Origin of the sequence: Mesorhizobium sp. C416B, from assembly GCF_030323165.1 — a bacterium.
In the GTDB taxonomy this organism is placed as follows: Bacteria; Pseudomonadota; Alphaproteobacteria; order Rhizobiales; family Rhizobiaceae; genus Mesorhizobium.
On record NZ_CP100471.1, the window covers coordinates 4,942,820 to 4,959,075 of the forward strand.

The 16,256-nt window shown below is 59.0% G+C and carries 20 protein-coding genes, 1 tRNA gene and 1 pseudogene; 12 read left to right on the top strand and 10 right to left on the bottom strand.

Annotated features, from left to right (window positions below):
- The first annotated feature begins 41 nt into the window (after nt 1-41).
- The 4 genes from NLY43_RS24135 (at nt 42) to NLY43_RS24150 (ending at nt 3,306) form a co-directional block, all read left to right on the top strand.
- Nucleotides 42-614: a recombinase family protein gene (locus NLY43_RS24135; protein ID WP_031215761.1), complete on the top strand. Its 573-nt coding sequence runs from the start codon at nt 42-44 to the stop codon at nt 612-614.
- Nucleotides 615-719: 105 nt separating this feature from the next.
- Nucleotides 720-1,490, top strand: a complete 771-nt coding sequence (locus tag NLY43_RS24140; protein WP_023710892.1) for a hypothetical protein — start codon at nt 720-722, stop codon at nt 1,488-1,490.
- 138 nt (nt 1,491-1,628) lie between these two features.
- On the top strand, nt 1,629-2,663 hold the full coding sequence (locus NLY43_RS24145) for a DUF2806 domain-containing protein (RefSeq protein ID WP_198025499.1): 1,035 nt from the start codon (nt 1,629-1,631) through the stop codon (nt 2,661-2,663).
- A 121-nt stretch (nt 2,664-2,784) separates the two neighbouring features.
- Nucleotides 2,785-3,306: a hypothetical protein gene (locus tag NLY43_RS24150; protein ID WP_245263995.1), complete on the top strand. Its 522-nt coding sequence runs from the start codon at nt 2,785-2,787 to the stop codon at nt 3,304-3,306.
- 9 nt (nt 3,307-3,315) lie between these two features.
- On the opposite strand, the gene NLY43_RS24155 is transcribed toward NLY43_RS24150, so the two are convergent.
- The 7 genes from NLY43_RS24155 to NLY43_RS24185 form a co-directional block, all read right to left on the bottom strand.
- Nucleotides 3,316-3,660: a hypothetical protein gene (locus tag NLY43_RS24155; protein ID WP_023710895.1), complete on the bottom strand. Its 345-nt coding sequence runs from the start codon at nt 3,658-3,660 to the stop codon at nt 3,316-3,318.
- Between the two features lie 255 nt (nt 3,661-3,915).
- Nucleotides 3,916-5,322 carry a virulence-associated E family protein gene (locus NLY43_RS24160; RefSeq protein ID WP_023710896.1) on the bottom strand — a complete coding sequence of 469 codons (1,407 nt, stop codon included), beginning with the start codon at nt 5,320-5,322 and terminating at the stop codon, nt 3,916-3,918.
- Nucleotides 5,310-5,546, bottom strand: a complete 237-nt coding sequence (locus NLY43_RS24165) for a hypothetical protein (RefSeq protein ID WP_023710897.1) — start codon at nt 5,544-5,546, stop codon at nt 5,310-5,312. Before NLY43_RS24165 ends, NLY43_RS24160 begins: the two co-directional genes overlap by 13 nt.
- A 107-nt stretch (nt 5,547-5,653) precedes the next feature.
- Nucleotides 5,654-6,070, bottom strand: a complete 417-nt coding sequence (locus NLY43_RS24170; RefSeq protein WP_023710898.1) for a hypothetical protein — start codon at nt 6,068-6,070, stop codon at nt 5,654-5,656.
- Entirely contained in the window at nt 6,057-6,356 is a 300-nt protein-coding gene (locus tag NLY43_RS24175; protein WP_023710899.1) for a hypothetical protein, read from the bottom strand. The genes NLY43_RS24170 and NLY43_RS24175 overlap by 14 nt, the downstream gene beginning before the upstream one ends.
- Nucleotides 6,357-6,369: 13 nt before the next feature.
- Nucleotides 6,370-6,564 carry a helix-turn-helix transcriptional regulator gene (locus tag NLY43_RS24180; protein ID WP_084561086.1) on the bottom strand — a complete coding sequence of 65 codons (195 nt, stop codon included), beginning with the start codon at nt 6,562-6,564 and terminating at the stop codon, nt 6,370-6,372.
- Between the two features lie 217 nt (nt 6,565-6,781).
- A complete protein-coding gene (locus NLY43_RS24185; RefSeq protein ID WP_023710900.1) occupies nt 6,782-7,069 on the bottom strand; it encodes a hypothetical protein in 288 nt (95 codons plus the stop codon).
- A gap of 746 nt (nt 7,070-7,815) precedes the next feature.
- On the opposite strand from NLY43_RS24185, the pseudogene NLY43_RS24190 reads away from it, so the two are divergent.
- The 3 genes and pseudogenes from NLY43_RS24190 to NLY43_RS24200 form a co-directional block, all read left to right on the top strand.
- Nucleotides 7,816-7,932: pseudogene (locus tag NLY43_RS24190) on the top strand (IS1595 family transposase); the annotation flags it as partial.
- Between the two features lie 325 nt (nt 7,933-8,257).
- On the top strand, nt 8,258-8,533 hold the full coding sequence (locus NLY43_RS24195) for a DUF3892 domain-containing protein (protein WP_023710901.1): 276 nt from the start codon (nt 8,258-8,260) through the stop codon (nt 8,531-8,533).
- A gap of 117 nt (nt 8,534-8,650) precedes the next feature.
- Nucleotides 8,651-9,379: a DUF3800 domain-containing protein gene (locus tag NLY43_RS24200; protein WP_023710902.1), complete on the top strand. Its 729-nt coding sequence runs from the start codon at nt 8,651-8,653 to the stop codon at nt 9,377-9,379.
- 163 nt (nt 9,380-9,542) lie between these two features.
- Here the strand turns inward: NLY43_RS24200 and NLY43_RS24205 are convergent.
- Nucleotides 9,543-9,632 (bottom strand) — tRNA-Ser (locus NLY43_RS24205).
- 359 nt (nt 9,633-9,991) lie between these two features.
- Here NLY43_RS24205 and NLY43_RS24210 point away from each other — a divergent pair.
- The 3 genes from NLY43_RS24210 (at nt 9,992) to NLY43_RS24220 (ending at nt 12,420) form a co-directional block, all read left to right on the top strand.
- Nucleotides 9,992-10,738, top strand: coding sequence for a hypothetical protein (locus tag NLY43_RS24210; RefSeq protein ID WP_023710903.1), 747 nt, complete (start codon nt 9,992-9,994; stop codon nt 10,736-10,738).
- Between the two features lie 116 nt (nt 10,739-10,854).
- Nucleotides 10,855-11,178 (top strand): hypothetical protein, encoded by a 324-nt coding sequence (locus NLY43_RS24215; protein ID WP_023683176.1) that lies wholly within the window; start codon nt 10,855-10,857, stop codon nt 11,176-11,178.
- A gap of 252 nt (nt 11,179-11,430) precedes the next feature.
- On the top strand, nt 11,431-12,420 hold the full coding sequence (locus tag NLY43_RS24220; protein WP_023683177.1) for a BMP family lipoprotein: 990 nt from the start codon (nt 11,431-11,433) through the stop codon (nt 12,418-12,420).
- 317 nt (nt 12,421-12,737) lie between these two features.
- On the opposite strand, the gene NLY43_RS24225 is transcribed toward NLY43_RS24220, so the two are convergent.
- Nucleotides 12,738-13,148 carry a hypothetical protein gene (locus NLY43_RS24225; RefSeq protein WP_023710904.1) on the bottom strand — a complete coding sequence of 137 codons (411 nt, stop codon included), beginning with the start codon at nt 13,146-13,148 and terminating at the stop codon, nt 12,738-12,740.
- Between the two features lie 13 nt (nt 13,149-13,161).
- Nucleotides 13,162-13,368: a SlyX family protein gene (locus tag NLY43_RS24230; RefSeq protein WP_198024385.1), complete on the bottom strand. Its 207-nt coding sequence runs from the start codon at nt 13,366-13,368 to the stop codon at nt 13,162-13,164.
- A 218-nt stretch (nt 13,369-13,586) separates the two neighbouring features.
- On the opposite strand from NLY43_RS24230, the gene NLY43_RS24235 reads away from it, so the two are divergent.
- Together NLY43_RS24235 and NLY43_RS24240 are read left to right on the top strand one after the other, a co-directional pair.
- Nucleotides 13,587-15,119, top strand: coding sequence for an ABC transporter ATP-binding protein (locus NLY43_RS24235; RefSeq protein WP_023698756.1), 1,533 nt, complete (start codon nt 13,587-13,589; stop codon nt 15,117-15,119).
- The gene (locus NLY43_RS24240; RefSeq protein WP_023686470.1) at nt 15,116-16,255 is read left to right on the top strand and encodes an ABC transporter permease; all 1,140 of its coding nucleotides are present in this window, start codon (nt 15,116-15,118) and stop codon (nt 16,253-16,255) included. Before NLY43_RS24235 ends, NLY43_RS24240 begins: the two co-directional genes overlap by 4 nt.
- The last annotated feature ends 1 nt before the right edge of the window (nt 16,256 follow it).

Below are 16,256 nucleotides of genomic sequence, written 5' to 3' on the forward strand. Positions count from 1 at the left end.
GTCCGGTTGATCGTTAGCACATCATGGAAAGGGCGAACGCCATGCGCGCCGCACTCTACCTCCGCGTATCCACCGACCAGCAAACTACCGACCGACAAGAGCGCGAATTGCGGGAAGTCGCGGGCCGGACGGGATGGGAAATCGTCCAGGTCTACCGCGATCACGGCGTTAGCGGAGCAAGCGCCAAGCGCCCCGCCTTCGAAGCGCTCTGCAAAGACGCTGCCCGCCGGCGGTTCGATGTGGTGATGGCGTGGAGCGTCGACCGGCTGGGCCGCTCACTTCAGGGCCTTGTCGCCTTCCTCTCCGACCTGCACGCGCTGCGCGTTGATCTCTTCCTCCACCAGCAGGGCATCGACACGACGACTCCAGCGGGCAAAGCCATGTTTCAAATGATGGGGGTGTTCGCGGAGTTCGAGCGCGCCATGATAAGCGAGCGAGTCAAATCGGGTCTCAACTCGGCGCGGGCGAAGGGCAAGAGGCTGGGCCGTCCTCGCGTTGCTAAGGCGACGGAAGAGGCAATCGCTTGTGATGAAGGCAGCGTTCGCGCGCTCGCGGCGAAGCACCGCGTCAGCGTCGGCACTGTGCAGCGGATCAAGCACCAAGCCGGAGGCTGAAGGAATGAACCGACATTGCAAGGTGGGGATTGGGCGGGCGACTGTGTTTCGCATTCTGAGGGATGCGGCGTAAGCTCTCCCCAGGGATTCAAAGTGGAGGGGTAGATGGAGGGCCACGACGCGCCGACTGGGCGCCGAAGGTTGTCTGGCTGGGTGGTTTTCGGGTGGATCGCCACAGCGGTCTATGCGGCCTTAATCGCATTTGTGCTTTTTGATCCCAGAGTTGACGGCTTTCTGCACATTACCAATAACGACCTCTCGCTAAACACCTTTGGCGACTTCCTCGCAGGCGCTTGCGCGCCACTCGCGTTCCTTTGGCTGTTCGTTGCTACCATGGTGCAGTCGCAGGAACTTGCGCTTCAGCGCGAAGAATTGCGCCTAACCAGGGAGGAGTTTCGCCAGAACCGCGAGGTTGCAAAACAGCAAGCGGAAGAAGCTCGGATGCAAGCGCGTTTCATTGGCGCGCAGACTGCTATTCTCCAGGCCGCCGAGATCGATAAGCTTATTGACACTCAGATGGCAGGAGTTCTCCGACGAGTGAATGATATCCGAGGTGCCGCTATTCTGGTCGGCAAGGGGGGCGAACAGGGCTCGACCTACATTGGCTCCCCCGTCTCGGACGCATTCGTGGATTTCGCAGAGGCGGCAAAGGGCCTAATATCTGCTGCCCGGGGACTTCGCAGCCTCAAGCCTGGATATCCGGAACGAACGGTTCAGTTCACAAAGCCACAGCAATTACAAGCCATTCATCAACTGCTATGCGTGATTGACGCTAACGTGCAAAACGCCTCGCAGAAGACTTCGGCAGAGCTAAAGAATGCTGACTTTGCGGCCGCGCTGGAAGCGTCGGACTATCTAGCGACCCACTGCGGATGAATCGTAGCGACAGCTTAGCTTGTCTCCTGCTATTTGTTGTCAGCACGTTATGCAGCGAACCCGAATTGCAAGACGACCTTATTGAATGGCGCCTCACCACTCCACTATGCTCAGCACCAAATGATGGGATGGGGACCAATGACCGAAAAGAGTGATGAGGGCAGGCTCGATATTTCTTTTGAATTGACTGATCGAGGTGTGACAGGTTCCACCAATCTTCGAACCGTCTCAGTATTTGACCGCTTAGTAGGCGCTATCTTTGGGCGCTGGACCCCCGATCTGGAACGCAAGCCTGTGTTGACAGAGGCCGTCACTGAAGGTCAGCGGCGGTTGATCGAAGCGGCGGTAAATGCCGGTGTCAGAGATATAGAAAAGAGGGGCATGTCAGCACATGAGGCCGCTCGCCTCATGGCGCAACTCGATCCGAAGAAGCGGAACGTTGCCCACGTTGCACTCGAGGCCTTTGAGGAACTCACGTCTTCAGCCTTTGAGGCCGCCATCGAGGATCATACAGGACCGACGATCGATCACGGCACAAGCGCAGACGTTGACGATGATTGGTTGAATTTCTTCGAAGGCTATGCCGAGAAGGCCACCAGCGAAAATATGCGCAAGCTGTGGGGCCGCATACTTGCTGGGGAGATCAGGAAGCCCGGCGCGTTCTCACTGCGAACCCTCCGGATCGCTTCCGAGCTGGATCGTGAAACTGCTTCTGTGTTCCAAGAGTTCGCAACACGTCGATTGGGGAAGACAATGTTAAGCTCCGAAGTCGCGGAAAATAAGAATATTCTGAAACTGGCCAAGCCCATGCCTAGAATTGATGAACTAGATGCTGCTGGTCTAGTGGACGCGGCTGGTGGGATGGGGGTCTCAAAGAAACTTAACCGAACCGATGACAATCCGTGCGTGGGTCAAAGAGTCGAAGGAAAATTCGTAGAATTCCACATCAAGCTGGGTCGTGATGTTCAGCTTCAGGGCTACAACCTGACCAGGGCCGGATTTGAACTTGCCTCGTTTCTACCGGTCAATGAGCAGGCCACGATCGATAATTTAGTTGCGCAAGCCAAAAGCGATTGTGACCTCATCACGTTGCGTGAGATTGTGAAGCTGGATGGCAAAGAGCGCCTTTCCGAAGCACGGATCGCAACCCTGTTTGAAGCCCCAAAGCCGTAGTTTCTGAACGCAGTGATGTGACCAGGGCTTGGCAGTCTGATTTCGTCGCTCATTTGCTACAGTGAACAAAATAGGAACAAAAATGTCAAGCCGGCATTGACCGGCTAGGAATTTGTTCCGTATGCAGATGCATCAGCAGATCGAGGAAATGGAGCCTGGCGCCTTGCGTTCGGCTTGCGGAGCTATGGGAAAAACAGCCGAGGACAACTTTCGGATTGAGGTTTGGGATCGCGAGGAAAAGGAACTCGCAGAGACCATCAACCGCTCGCCGGATTCATCGGTAAGTCAAGCTGCGTGGCAGGCTGCCATTCGCCGAAGGCCGGGCGCGCTTCTAGTTCATTACAACAGCCGGCATGTGATGGAAAAAATCCTCACGCCCGGAGAGACGACCATTCCGCCTGAGACCATCGTGGACGGTAGCATTCATGCCGGCCTGGACGTTGCGCTCGGTGATCTGCGAAGCTGGCACACGCTGCGAGCGTGGTGCAAGAACTGCTCCCATCATGCCCCGGTGAAGCCGGAGGCACTCATCCGGCGGTACGGGAAGGGGGCGCTTTTTAGCTCGGTGGAACGGGCATTGTTTTGCACAAGCTGCAACAAGGGTGGTCCGGTTAGTCTGGAAATCTTCTCGATGCCTCGCTAAGCCGCCTGGTCAGTTGACTAGCTTCCGCCTCGCCTCCGCCCGCAGTCTCGCCTCTTCAAGCCGCTTGCCCAGCCCATCCATCGGGTCCACGCCCTTCGTCGTGCCGGGTGACACGCGGCGCGCCTCGACCTTCCGAATGAGCTTCAGCGCTTCCAGTTGGAGTCCAACATCGGCCTTGGGGTCATTCGCCACGCCCATCAAGAATTGGTAGGTGAGTTCGAACACCTCGGGCGGAGCCTCATACTCGATGATTGCCTTTGCTGCCTCGATCGATCGATCGACTGGGACGTCTGGCGAGGTCATGATGCCGAGTAGTTTTTGCAGCGCCGGGCTGAGAGTTTCACTTTCGGTCATTTTTGCCTTCTCTTTCCGGGCCGGAACCGTAGGGTGTAGGGTGGGCGTAGGGTGCATTGCACCAAATTATCGTTTTAAATCAATGGAATTATGGATTCCCTACACCCTACTGGCTCCTACACATCAAAATGGAACCGATGGGAAACATGACATACGCCGGACAAACCGTTCCGACCCTACGTGTAGGGTGTAGGGTGTGTAGGGTGACCGGGCAAAGCATGGCCATTGCGGGGAAAACAGCCATACCATCCCCGCTCATCCCGCCACCGACTTCGCGTAGCCCCGGACATCAGCACCATTGAGCCAAAGTACCTTCGGACCGGTCCACCCCAGGCGCCGCATGCATTCGGCCAGCCGGGCCGTGTCACCGCGCCTCGCCTCGCGCATGTCCAGCTTCATCACCTTCTCAATCACTGTTTGCGTGGCGATCCGCAACTCCCCGCCCACTTGCGTTGCGTAGGCTGGCAACTCGTCCGCCAAAATTGTTTCCCATGGGTCACCCGCTACCCGCTCGGCTTGCCGTTCTGCCGCCGCAGCCCACAAACTTTCCGGAATGGTTATGGGATCGTCGGCCTCCAGTTCCGCCGCCGCCGCCTCGGCCCACAGTTGGTCCCGAATTTCCCGGAGTTTTGGCAGATCGATCTTCCCAACGACGACAGGCCAGAACCTCCGGTTCCCCGTCATGTCCCGCAAGTATTCAGCATCGTTCGTCGTGCCTATCATAACGCCCCGCCTCGGCATTTCCTCCACCGAGCGCCCGAACGCCGGTCGCGCCCGGTCGTGGGTTTTGGACACGAACTGCTTCAGCCCCCTAATGTCGGAGGCTTTCAAACCCGCGAGTTCGGGAAGCTCTACGATCCATTTTCCCTGGAGCAACTCCTGCTGTTCTTTGTACGAGACGCCAAGCACGATCTCATCGCTGAAGTACTCCTCGCCCCCGGCCAGGATTTTCAGCGCGCTCGACTTGCCCCCGCCCTGCGGCCCTTCCAGCACAAGCACGAAATCGAATTTACTTCCGGGCCGCCTGACCCGTCGAACAGCGGCGATCAGCACCGCCCGCCCAAACGCCCTCGTAAGTTCGTTGTCCTCCGCGCCCAGACAATCGGTGAGCCATGTGTCCAAGCAGTTGACGCCCGCTTTGGGGACGAGCACGTCCAGATATTCCCGCACCGGATCGAACGAGTTCTGCAGCGCCAATATGCGGATGGCGTCTCGGGTGTGGTGGGGCTCAGGATCAAAGCCGAGCCGTTCAAGCACGACGTTCCTCAACTGAAGCACGATGTCATCCATCGACACCCCTAGCCGGTCATGGCCCTCGACGGTCACTCGCTGCGAAAAAAGGTTGTAGCGAAAGACGATGCCGAGCTTCTGGATGGCCAGCTTCGCGTTTTCCAACGAGGGCGCGGTGCCGTTCGAATTTTTCGTCCGGCTAAATTCCTTCGAGGGACTGCCACCCCCGTCCTTCCCTTGCTTGATCGCAAGTTGGGCGGCGAACATTTGCACCAGCGATACGCTCTGCGCGGTCGACAGTTTTCCCTGCGCTTTTTCCCAAGCGTCTATCTGTGCCCAATCCTCCGCAGTCATGGCCGCCATTTCGTCGGCAGTGATCTCACCGACCACGTTGAATTCGAACCCATCCAAAATCGGCATCAGTTCGCCCATTGTCCGAGCCTCCTAGTCTCGCGTTCAAGCATCACTTCCAGCCCCCGCAGCAGCAGTTCCCGTGCTCGCGCCGCCTTTGGCAGGGGGATCGTCTCGACAAGCTCAAGAGCTTCAAAGGTCGCCTGCCACGCCGCTACGAATGATTTGTCAACGCGCGGATCGAGGAGCTGCTGTCGCTCCGCCCTCTTCGCCCGCACTTCGTCAATTGAAATCACGATGCCCATCTTCTGACTCCTTTCAGGTCAGCACGATCCAGACGATTACGATTACGGAAAGGGCGAAATCCGCCAGCGCCGAAACACTCAGCGGCCTTTCCCGGTGGGGCGGCACGTCACACCAATTCAAGCTCAGCGCCTTCACCGAAGAACCCGCGCCGTCGAAGCTCGGCCTCAGCCAGCGCACTAGCCATGGCTTGTGCGGCCAACAGTTCGGACGTGGGTGGCATCCCCATAATGCGCATCGTGGTGGTCAGCGCTTGCGCCCATTGGAACAACGTGCGGAACGAAACGCGCTTCGAGACCTCGAACTGGGCCATCCACTCCGCATGATGGAGCATGAAAAGCGGTCGCAAGGTCGCCTCCACTTCAGGCCATGCCTCCGACAACCACATGAGCGCCTTCATCTGGGCGAGGACGTTGTTCGATGCGGCTAGCACCTGTCCGCCCAAATCACCGTCTTTGAGTCGAAGCCGGCCAAGAATGCGCCGGGCCTCCTTATCGGTTACCCTGCGTTGCTTAGCCTTCGACATTGGCGAAAGCCTTCTCGAATACCGGCAGCAAATACGCGGCAATTACTGGATACGAATACACGAAGGCGGCGAAATCGTCGGGCGCGTTAGCGGCCAGTGCCAGCAGTTCTCGTGCAACTCGCTCGCTTTCGAACTGTCGTGCCTGGTCGCGCTTGTGCATCTCGGCCATCTCGCCCCGCCATTGCTCCCCAGCGAATGGCATAACGTTGTCGCCCTTCGGCGCAGGCCGCGTATAAAAGTCGTCAGGATCTGTGAGGGCCGAGTGGCTGTTTTTGTCTGACATCATCGTGCTTCCCTCTTTAAGCTGCTGCTTTGTCGCGATTGGCGAGGCAGCGCTCTTGCCATTCGGCTATTTCCGCTTCGTCCCAGGCGACTGCCTTCGGGCCTATCCGGATAGGTTTTGGGAAGTCGCCAGCTTGCATTCGCTCGTACAAACTACTCGTACTAAGTCCGGTCACTCGTTGAACTTCCGGGCGCCTCAGAAATGTTTTCATTTTACAAGTCTCCAAATTTGATTTATATCCAGATCATCTCATCGAAGTGTATTGCGATTTATTGCGATCGGGACCGGTAAATATATCCGGCCAACGCCGGTGACGCAATCGGAATCATTAGATTCCAAGTTTATTGTGCAGCCATACCTAAATGCTGGGATATATGAATATATATCGCAGCATAAGTCTTAGCTTTGAAACTGTTTGGCGGGTTTGTTCAATTTTCGTCGGCTAACTTCTTTGCAAGACGAACTTGTGCACCAGTCATACCGGCGAGTATGATGGCGTCCCTGCGGCGGTTAACCATGGCCTCTGCGCGGTTGACGCTCATATGCGCTTTTTGGTCTTCCTTAGACGTTACGGTGCGGGGCCTTTTGATCCCACCGTATGCGGCATTAATGGCGGCTAAAACTTCCTCATATTCGATCCCTGCCGCCTTACATTCAGCGAATACAATTGCTACCTGCTTCAAAAGTTTAGTCTCTTCCGGTGTTTCGTATTCCATTGTCATTCTCCTGATCGTTTATGTTGAAGATGTATGGCTCGCTCTGTAGCTAATTCGGCACCAAAACGGGCGAGTTACATTTGATGTAACAACCATGATGGGAAAGCTTTCCCGAAATGCAATAGTCTTACCGAGTCGCCCGCCGGGAACAATTTTGAGGAGTCTTTTCCGCGTAAGAAATGCGACGAGTCTTAACGCTGATTGCAGCAGATGTCTGGCTCGAAAGCGGAAGTTCGCGAGGAGTCCTGTTTCAGAGGAGCCCGCCCGCCAGTCCTGATAGGGATATCTGTCGAATAACCTGGTCGCAGAACCACGATGGGAGGCTGGTGTATGGATATGTCGCGGCGCGACACGCCCTCACTGCTCACGAACAACTGCGAGAAGAGGCCCGCGCTACTGCGTTCGCTTAGAGTCGTCCGCTCGGAAACATCTGAGGAGTCGGTTGCTGCGGTCGCGCGTGCGATCAGCCGCTGGTATGGGTATTCCATAATGTGGAATGTATGGCTCACCCCCTCGCTCGCATCAGGGCTGGCGAGGAGTCTGGTATGGTTGTTTCGCGCCGCGAAACGTATGGCTTTTCACCTGCCTAGTAGCGCGTCCGGGTCGGGAGTCTCGTATGGCTTTATCGCGCGGCGATAAGCATGGCTCACCAGCTCCGTGCCGCCGCTTCAGGACGAGCCTTTGCTATAGCCGGTACGCAATGCGTAGGGACCATATTAACACCTGACATGCAAAGATCTCTCTGAGTGTCAGAGCGCAGCAGGGTTGGTGTCTATCAGTGCCACGGCTGGCCTACTTGCATCGCTACTTGGCCGACCTTGACTTCCGGTACAATCGCCGCGCAGCTTTGATAATCTCGGATGTGGACGCGCCAAAAGATTATCTGCGCAAGACGCGCGATAACTGTTTGATCCATCGTCGGGTTGCTCAAGGCCAGTCTCGCCTAAACAGAAAGCGCTTATTCTACTTCGCAAGAATTATGCCTGTGGAAACCGGGCATAGAGACATTTAGGGGTTGCTAGCCATGTCCTCTGTCTGTCCGAATGCAAACGGCGGTGATTTTTCCCGAATCACCGCCGCCAATGCAACCAAGCCACAGGACGGCTAGGCACATGAGAACGAACACCAAAATAAGCTCCTCGGTGAGTCGGTCAAGCCATCCTGTGGCCCTAAACAGGAAAAACACCAATGGCAGGAACATTCCAAGTCAATTGCCACAAACCCGACAACAACGATCCAGACCGCCGCCTCCAGGGGCTGGGAGGGAAGGGCGACACCCAGTGGTATAGAACCATTGACCAGCTAATCACGCTTATCGAGGGAGGCGACAAATTCTGGACGGTAGATACAGCGGGCAATTCTGTCTGGATCAATGTGCACACGAGAAACGGCCGAAAGTATCTAAAAACCGACTCGGACGGCGTTGAACCTAACAATCTCTTGGCACTCCCTCACTGTCCTTGATGCCATCTGGCGCGGCGGGCTTTTCCCTTCCCGGTATTCTGATCGGGAGGGGTCTTCAACAGGCGACGCAAAACCTCGTCGTCCCTTTCCTGGTCCTCGTCTTTTGAGGTTTCTGGCATGGCAGTTCTCTATGTCGATGAAAGCGGAGAAGAGGGGTTTAGCCCTACCTCATCAGACTGGTTGATAGTCGGCGGCGCCATACAGCGCGATCACATCGTCTTTGAGGCTACGAAACTTGCTTATGACGCGTTCAAATCAAAGCACCGAGCGCCAAACTGGCATTTCCATTTTCAGAAGGCGAGCCATAACGTCCGTCTCGGCTTCATTGACGCGATGCGGGACACCGGGTTGCGAGCGATGGCCGTAGCCATCTACAAGCCCGGCATCCTGAAGCCTGATAATTTCCGTAAACGCTACTTTCTGTATTTCTATGCTCTCCGCTTCTTGCTGGAAAAGGCTACGATTTGGTGTCGCGATCATGGCATGTACGATGAAATGCACGTGTACCTGTCGAGCCGGCGCGGACTGACCGTCGAAAACCTAAACGAGTACCTTGAACGCGTCATCTCCAGCCCGTTCGTGAAGGAGGACCGGATGGAGTGGAGCTTCCTCCGCAACAAGGGCATCTTCATCAAGCCGAACGAAGAGTTGCGCGGGTTGCAGATTGCCGATTGCGTGGTGAGCTCCATCGGACAGGCTTGGGAGGCAAGCGAGTTCGGACTATACGAACCGCGCTTCATAAAAGACCTGCGGCCGATGTTTCACCATGACGACCAGACGTATGCACGCGCTATCAAGATATGGCCAAGCGTGCCAACCCACCTCATCAGCGGAATTCTGGAATAGTACGAGCGCCCGGACAGGGACCTGAATTTGCACTCAAGGAGCCTAAGCAATCATCGGGGCACTTATATATAAGAATAGGAAAATATTCCTATGTGGGTAGGAATGTGGGGCCATGGTCGACGTTTTTCTAACGTATTGATTTGATTTCGTTATTTTTGACAAATGGCGGAGAGAGCGGGATTCGAACCCGCGTTACGGTCTCCCGTAAACACACTTTCCAGGCGTGCGCCTTCAACCACTCGGCCACCTCTCCGTCCTTGCATTCGCGCCGGCCGGTTTTGCCACGCGGGTTGGGGAGATGCATCCCTTTGGGATTTGCGGGAAGACCCGCTTGATGGACACCGCCAACCAGCGGATGCCCTTCCCGGCGCCCGTCAATCAAACAGGCGCGGGGCTCATCTAGTCGATCCGGCGCCGAATGCCAAGCCATAACGGCAGTCTATTCGCTTTGCCGGCCATGCATCGTTTCGCGGGGCGTTGAACGGCTCCGCTTCTAAGGCGCTTCGGTTCTGAATGGTGTGCACGGGCAAGGCGGCAGGGCCGGCCGCGCTTGACTTCGCCCCTCGCCACCTGTCGAGTGCGGCGGAGGCTTTGCGGGGGCAACGTCCAGACATGACATCGAGCAATGAACAGCCGGCCAGCGGAACGCCGGCCGGAGGCATGCCAGGCGGGCTGACGCCCGCAGGGCGTCCGGACAGCGGGCTGTCCTTCGTGCCCGTGGTCTGGCTCCTCTTCGTGATGGCATGGTCGGTCTACTGGCTGGTCTCGGCGCGGTGGCTGTTCGAGAGTTCCGGCCTGCCGGACAGGGTCTTCTATTTCGTGCTTGGCGGACTGGCCTTCGACATCGTCACCATCGTGTGGGGGCTTTATCTGCTCGGCCTCGCCTTAAGCCGTTCCGCGCGCTTTCCGCGTCATTTCACCATCTGGCAGATCACCACTATCGCCTGGCGGCTGGCCGAGCAGGTCTATGCGCTGACCGTGCCCGATTTCACCGTCTCCGCCAGGGAGCTTGCGATCGCCGCCACCGAAATCGTCATCGGCCTGTTTTGCATTTACCTGCTGCGCCGCCGCGACGAGGCCAAGGCCTTTTATGCAAGGCCGGAAGCGCAGGCACCGTCAGCCTTTAGTTCGATCGTCGCCGCGCTGGCCGGCATCACCCTCGGCGCCGTCGTCGGCACTGTCGCCGGCTTCGCGCTCGGCGCGGGGATCGCCGAAGCCACCGACATCAGCTGTTTCGAAGGCGGCTGCGGCTACTTCGCGGTGTTCATCGGCCTTGCCGGGCTGGTGGTCGGGGCCATTGGCGGCGCCGTCCTCGGCGTCTGGCTCGTCCATCGGCGGAGCCGAAAGGTGGCCATATAGGCGGGCGATAGGCTTCAAATTCGCGTATGGCGATTGCACGCCGGGCGTGCGCGTTCTATTCCTCGCCTTTGACCGGAAGGTCCTCGGGAGGAACTTGGGGACCGGGGAAGATTTCGATGTTGCGTTTTTTGTTTCGCCTCGCGGCCATGATCGCACTCTCGGTCGCCGTCATCATGGCCGTGCTCGACGCGACGCGCTCGGTGGCGGCTTCCACATTGGTCATGACGCCGCTGAATTCGAGCTGGCTGGCGGTTTCGCCCGACACCCGCGCGGCCTTCGAGACCTTCGTGCGCGCCAAGGTCAATCCGATGATATGGGATGGCGGCATCGCCTGGGTGCTTGCCCAGCCGGGGTTTGCCGTGTTCGCGGTGCTTGCCTTCATCCTCTATGCGATCGGCTACCGGCGCCGGCGGCGCGGCGGAGAATTCGCGCCGGGCTGATGGGTTGTCCCAGCGGACTTGCGACGACAACGCGGCAATCGTCCACAGCTGTCACCGCATTGGGCATGTTTTTCCAACGGGGGGCATGCTTTTCCAAAAGGTCAAAATTCCGCGTGAATTTTGTTTCGGGCCGTGCCAGATTGCCTTGAGCGGGAGGGGAGTACACTCCTGGCTGATGCCGCATGCCTGCCGGAGAACCGGGCAGGCGGACGGCGCGTAACGGAAAAAAATAACCGACAGGGTGTGGATCACATGAAACGTATCGTTCTCGGCCTCCTGGCCGCAACCGCAATGGTTCTTCCGGCTTTCGCCGCGGATGTCCAGCCGGCCATCCTCTACGATCTCGGCGGCAAGTTCGACAAATCCTTCAACGAGGCTGCCTATCACGGCGCCGAAAAGTTCAAGACCGAGACCGGCACCGCCTATGTCGAGTTCGAAGTGTCGAACGCCTCGCAACGCGAGCAGGCGCTGCGCCGCTTCGCCGAGGACGGCCGCAACCCGATCGTCATGGCCGGGTTTGCCTGGGAGGATGCGCTGAAGGTGGTCGCGAAGGAATATCCCGATCTCAACTTCGCCATCATCGACGATGCCGTCGATATGCCCAATGTCCGCTCGCTTGTGTTCAAGGAAAACGAAGGCTCCTATCTCGTCGGCATCCTGGCGGCGATGGCCTCGAAGTCCAAGAAGGTGTCCTTCATCGGCGGCATGGACATTCCGCTGATCCGCAAGTTCGAATGCGGCTATGTCGGCGGCGCCAAGGCGGCCGGTGCGACCGATGTCATCCAGAACATGACCGGTGACACGCCCGCGGCGTGGAACGATCCGGCCAAGGGCGGCGAGATCGCCAAGACACAGATCGACCAGGGCTCCGACGTGGTCTATGCCGCGGCCGGCGGTACCGGCGTCGGCGTGCTGCAGGCGGCGGCGGATGCCGGCAAGCTCGGCATCGGCGTCGATTCCAACCAGAACGGCCTGCAGCCCGGCAAGGTGCTGACCTCAATGCTGAAGCGCGTCGACGTGGCCGTCTACACCGCCTTCATGGACGGCAAGAACGGCACCTTCAAAGGCGGCCTGCAAAATCTCGGCCTCAAGGAGGGCGGCGTCGACTACGCCATGGACGACAACAACAAGGCGCTGGTCACCGACGAAATGAAGGCTGCCGTCGAAAAGGCCAAGGCCGACATCATCGCCGGCACGATCCAGGTGCACGACTACACCGCCGACAACGCCTGCCCGTATTGATTGATAAGAATTCGCTTACGAACCGCCGGGTGAAAGCCCGGCGGTTTTGTTTGAGGGCTTTAAAGGATGTTGAGGATTGGCGGAGGTCTCGGCGACGTCCGATCTCCCCCCTTGCGGGGGAGATGCCTGGCAAGGCAGAGGGGGGTGCTGTCCCTCGGCCTAACAGCCAATTACGGTTCATTCTGGAGCCATTCAGGTTGGCGATCCTTCACACCCCCCTCTGGCCTGCCGGCCATCTCCCCCGCAAGGGGGGAGATCGGCAGTTCCGGCGTTGCGGGTCCTTCTTCGCAAGAGTCCATATGCGATTGCCTTGGACGTCAGGGCAGAAGCGCACCGCCGGTCGACAACAAGCCCAAGAGATAACCCAGCGCAAACACCACCATCAGCGCAATGGCGATAGCGAAGCCGCGTCGGCCACCGAGCGAATGCACGCCGACGCCATAGGGCTTCCGCTCCAGCCTGCCGATCACCGGCTTCGCTTCGCCCTGGCCGACCACACGCATCTGCGGCAGTTCGGCGATGCGTTGCGAAATCAGCCGCCAGCGATCGCTGCCGCCCGATGGCGGACCACGGTCGAAGACATGCATGCGCTCGGCCAGCCGCATCACCGTGTCGCGGAAGGCGGGATCGATCTCCAGGTCGCGCTCGGCACGTTCGCGGTTGCGATCGTTCATCAGGCCAAGTACATAATCGCCCGCCCGCGCAACGCGATCGCTTTCACCGGCCATAGGCTTCTCCTTGCTACCAGTGCGGCGGTTTGGTTATCGGCACGTCGGGTCCCGATTGTTCCTCCAGAGCCATGAAGCGCCCGGTCAGGGCATCGAGCTTGCGCTGCATGCGTTCGATCGCCGTCCACTGTTCGGCGATCTGGCCCGACAGTTCCTCGATGGTCTTTTCCTGCTCGGCGGCGCGGATTTCCAGCGTCGTCAGCCGGTCGACAGGCATGATCATTCGAAACTCCCCAGGTCCTGGTGCACGCAGTTGCAGCATGATGCGACTGTTGAGCCTTGCATATTAGTGAATGTGAAGGTCTGCGGCCACGTTCGAAATTGACAAGCGCACCGGGATTTGTCGAGAGTGGCCACTGCGCCGCCAATTGGCACGGGTGGGGCATCATGCTAGGCGTTTTGACCAAGCGATAAAAAAATAAGAGTGGGACAGGCTGCATGGCGCAAGCCGCAATCGAACTGATCGGCATCAACAAGAGTTTTGGCGCCGTTCGCGCCAATCGCGACATCAATCTGGAGATCGCACGCGGCACCATCCACGGCATCGTCGGCGAGAACGGCGCCGGCAAGTCGACGCTGATGTCGATCCTCTATGGCTTCTATCAGGCCGACAGCGGCGAGATCCGCGTCGGCGGCAAGCCGGCGTCGATCAAGACCTCCAACGACGCCATCGCGCTCGGCATCGGCATGGTGCATCAGCACTTTATGCTGGTCGACAATTTCACCGTGCTGGAAAACATCATCCTCGGCGCCGAAAGCGATGCGCTGTTGAAAAAGAGCATCGCCAAGGCGCGCTCCGAACTGGAGCGGCTCGAGCGCGAATACGGGCTGGAAGTCGATCCCGACGCCATCATCGAGGAATTGCCGGTCGGCCTGCAGCAGCGTGTGGAAATCCTCAAGGCGCTTTATCGCGGTGCCGAAATCCTGATTCTCGACGAGCCGACGGGCGTGTTGACGCCGGCCGAGGCCGACCATCTGTTCCGCATCCTCAGGCAATTGAAGGACCAGGGGAAAACGGTGGTGCTGATTACCCACAAGCTGCGCGAGATCATGGCCATCACCGACAATGTCTCGGTCATGCGCCAGGGCACGATGGTGGCGACGCGCGAGACCAGCAAGACGACAGTCGGCGAACTGGCCGAACTGATGGTCGGACGGCGCGTGCTGCTGCGGGTCGAAAAGGGCGAGACGGAGGCCGGCGCGGTCAAGCTCGCGGTCAAGAACCTGACGGTGAAAGACCAGCGCGGCGTCACCATGGTCGACGACATCTCCTTCGATATCCACGCCGGCGAGATCGTCGGCATTGCCGGTGTCGCCGGCAACGGCCAGTCCGAACTGCTCGAGGCGATTTCCGGCATCAGGCGCGCGGTTTCCGGCTCGGTGATGCTCGATGGCAAGCCGATCGACCTGACCGGGGCCGCCGATCCCGGCGAGTTGCGCGACCGTGGGCTCGCCCATGTGCCGGAGGACCGCCATCATGTCGGCCTGGTGCTGGCCTTCGAGGAGAACGAGAATTCGATCCTCGGCTACCATGACGACCCGCGCTACCTCAAAGGGCCGTTCCTCAACATCGACGCCATCATGACCGATGCCAAGGACAAGATCGAGAAATACGACATCCGTCCCGGCAATCCGCGTCTGAAGACGGCGAATTTCTCCGGCGGCAACCAGCAGAAGATCGTGCTGGCGCGAGAAATGGAGCAGGATCCCGGTGTTCTAATCGTCGGCCAGCCGACGCGCGGCGTCGATGTCGGCGCCATAGAATTCATCCACAAGCGGCTGATTGCCATGCGCGACCAGGGCAAGGCGGTGCTGGTGGTGTCGGTCGAGCTCGACGAGATCCGTTCGCTGTCGGACCGCATCCTGGTGATGTTTGCCGGGCGCATCGTCGGCGAACGTGGCCCGGAGGCGACCGAAGGCGAGCTTGGCCTGCTGATGGCAGGCGTCGATCGCCAGGAGGCGGCAGAGTGAGCACGCCTTACGCCAAACTGCCGGCCTGGGCCGATTATGGGCTGATCCCGCTGATCAATCTGTCAGTGGCTTTCATCGTTGCCGGTTTCGTCGTCATGCTGGTCGGCGAAAACCCGTTTCGTGCCGCCGTCATCCTGGTCGAGGGCGCTTTCGGCAAGGGAACCGGCATTGCCTTCACGCTGTTCTATGCCACCACCTTCATCTTCACCGGCCTGTCGGTGGCGGTGGCCGCGCATTGCGGCCTGTTCAACATCGGGACCGAGGGCCAGGCCTATATTGCCGGCCTTGGCGTGGGCGTGGTCTGCCTCGCCTTCGACACTGTGCTGCCGTGGTGGCTGACCTTTCCGCTGGCGATCGTCGCCGGAGCCGCCGTCGGTGCGCTGTGGGCGCTGATCCCGGCCTATCTGCAGGCCAAGCGCGGGTCGCACATCGTCATCACGACCATCATGTTCAACTTCATCGCAGCCTCGATCATGGTCTACCTCCTGGTCGGGCCGTTGAAGCCGGCGGCGTCGCAGGCGCCGCAGACGCGCAACTTCCTCGCCGGCGCCGAACTGCCCAAACTCAACTGGATCATCGAACTGTTCGGCGCCAAGATCCGCTCGGCGCCGTTCAACATCTGCTTCCTGCTGGCGCTGCTCATGGCATTCCTGGTCTGGCTGCTGATCTGGCGCACCAAGCTCGGCTACGAGATGCGCACCTATGGCCACAGCCCGAAAGCGGCGCGCTATGCCGGCATTTCGGAGACCCGCATCATCATCATCGCGATGATGATTTCGGGCGCGCTGGCCGGCATGATGACGCTGAACCCGGTGATGGGCGACCAGCACAATGTGGCGATCGATTTCGTCTCCGGCGCCGGCTTCGTCGGCATCGCCGTGGCGCTGATGGGCCGTCTGCATCCGGTCGGCATCGTGCTGGCGGCGATCCTGTTTGGCATGCTCTACCAGGGCGGCGCCGAACTCGCCTTCGAAATGCCGGCGATTTCCCGCGACATGATCGTCATCATCCAGGGCCTGGTCATCCTGTTTGCCGGTGCGCTGGAGCACATGTTCCGGCCCTACGTCCAGGCGCTGTTCGCCTCGTTCAGTCCAAGGTCGGTCGGCATCGAAGCGGTCAAAGGGAAGGGCGCCTGAG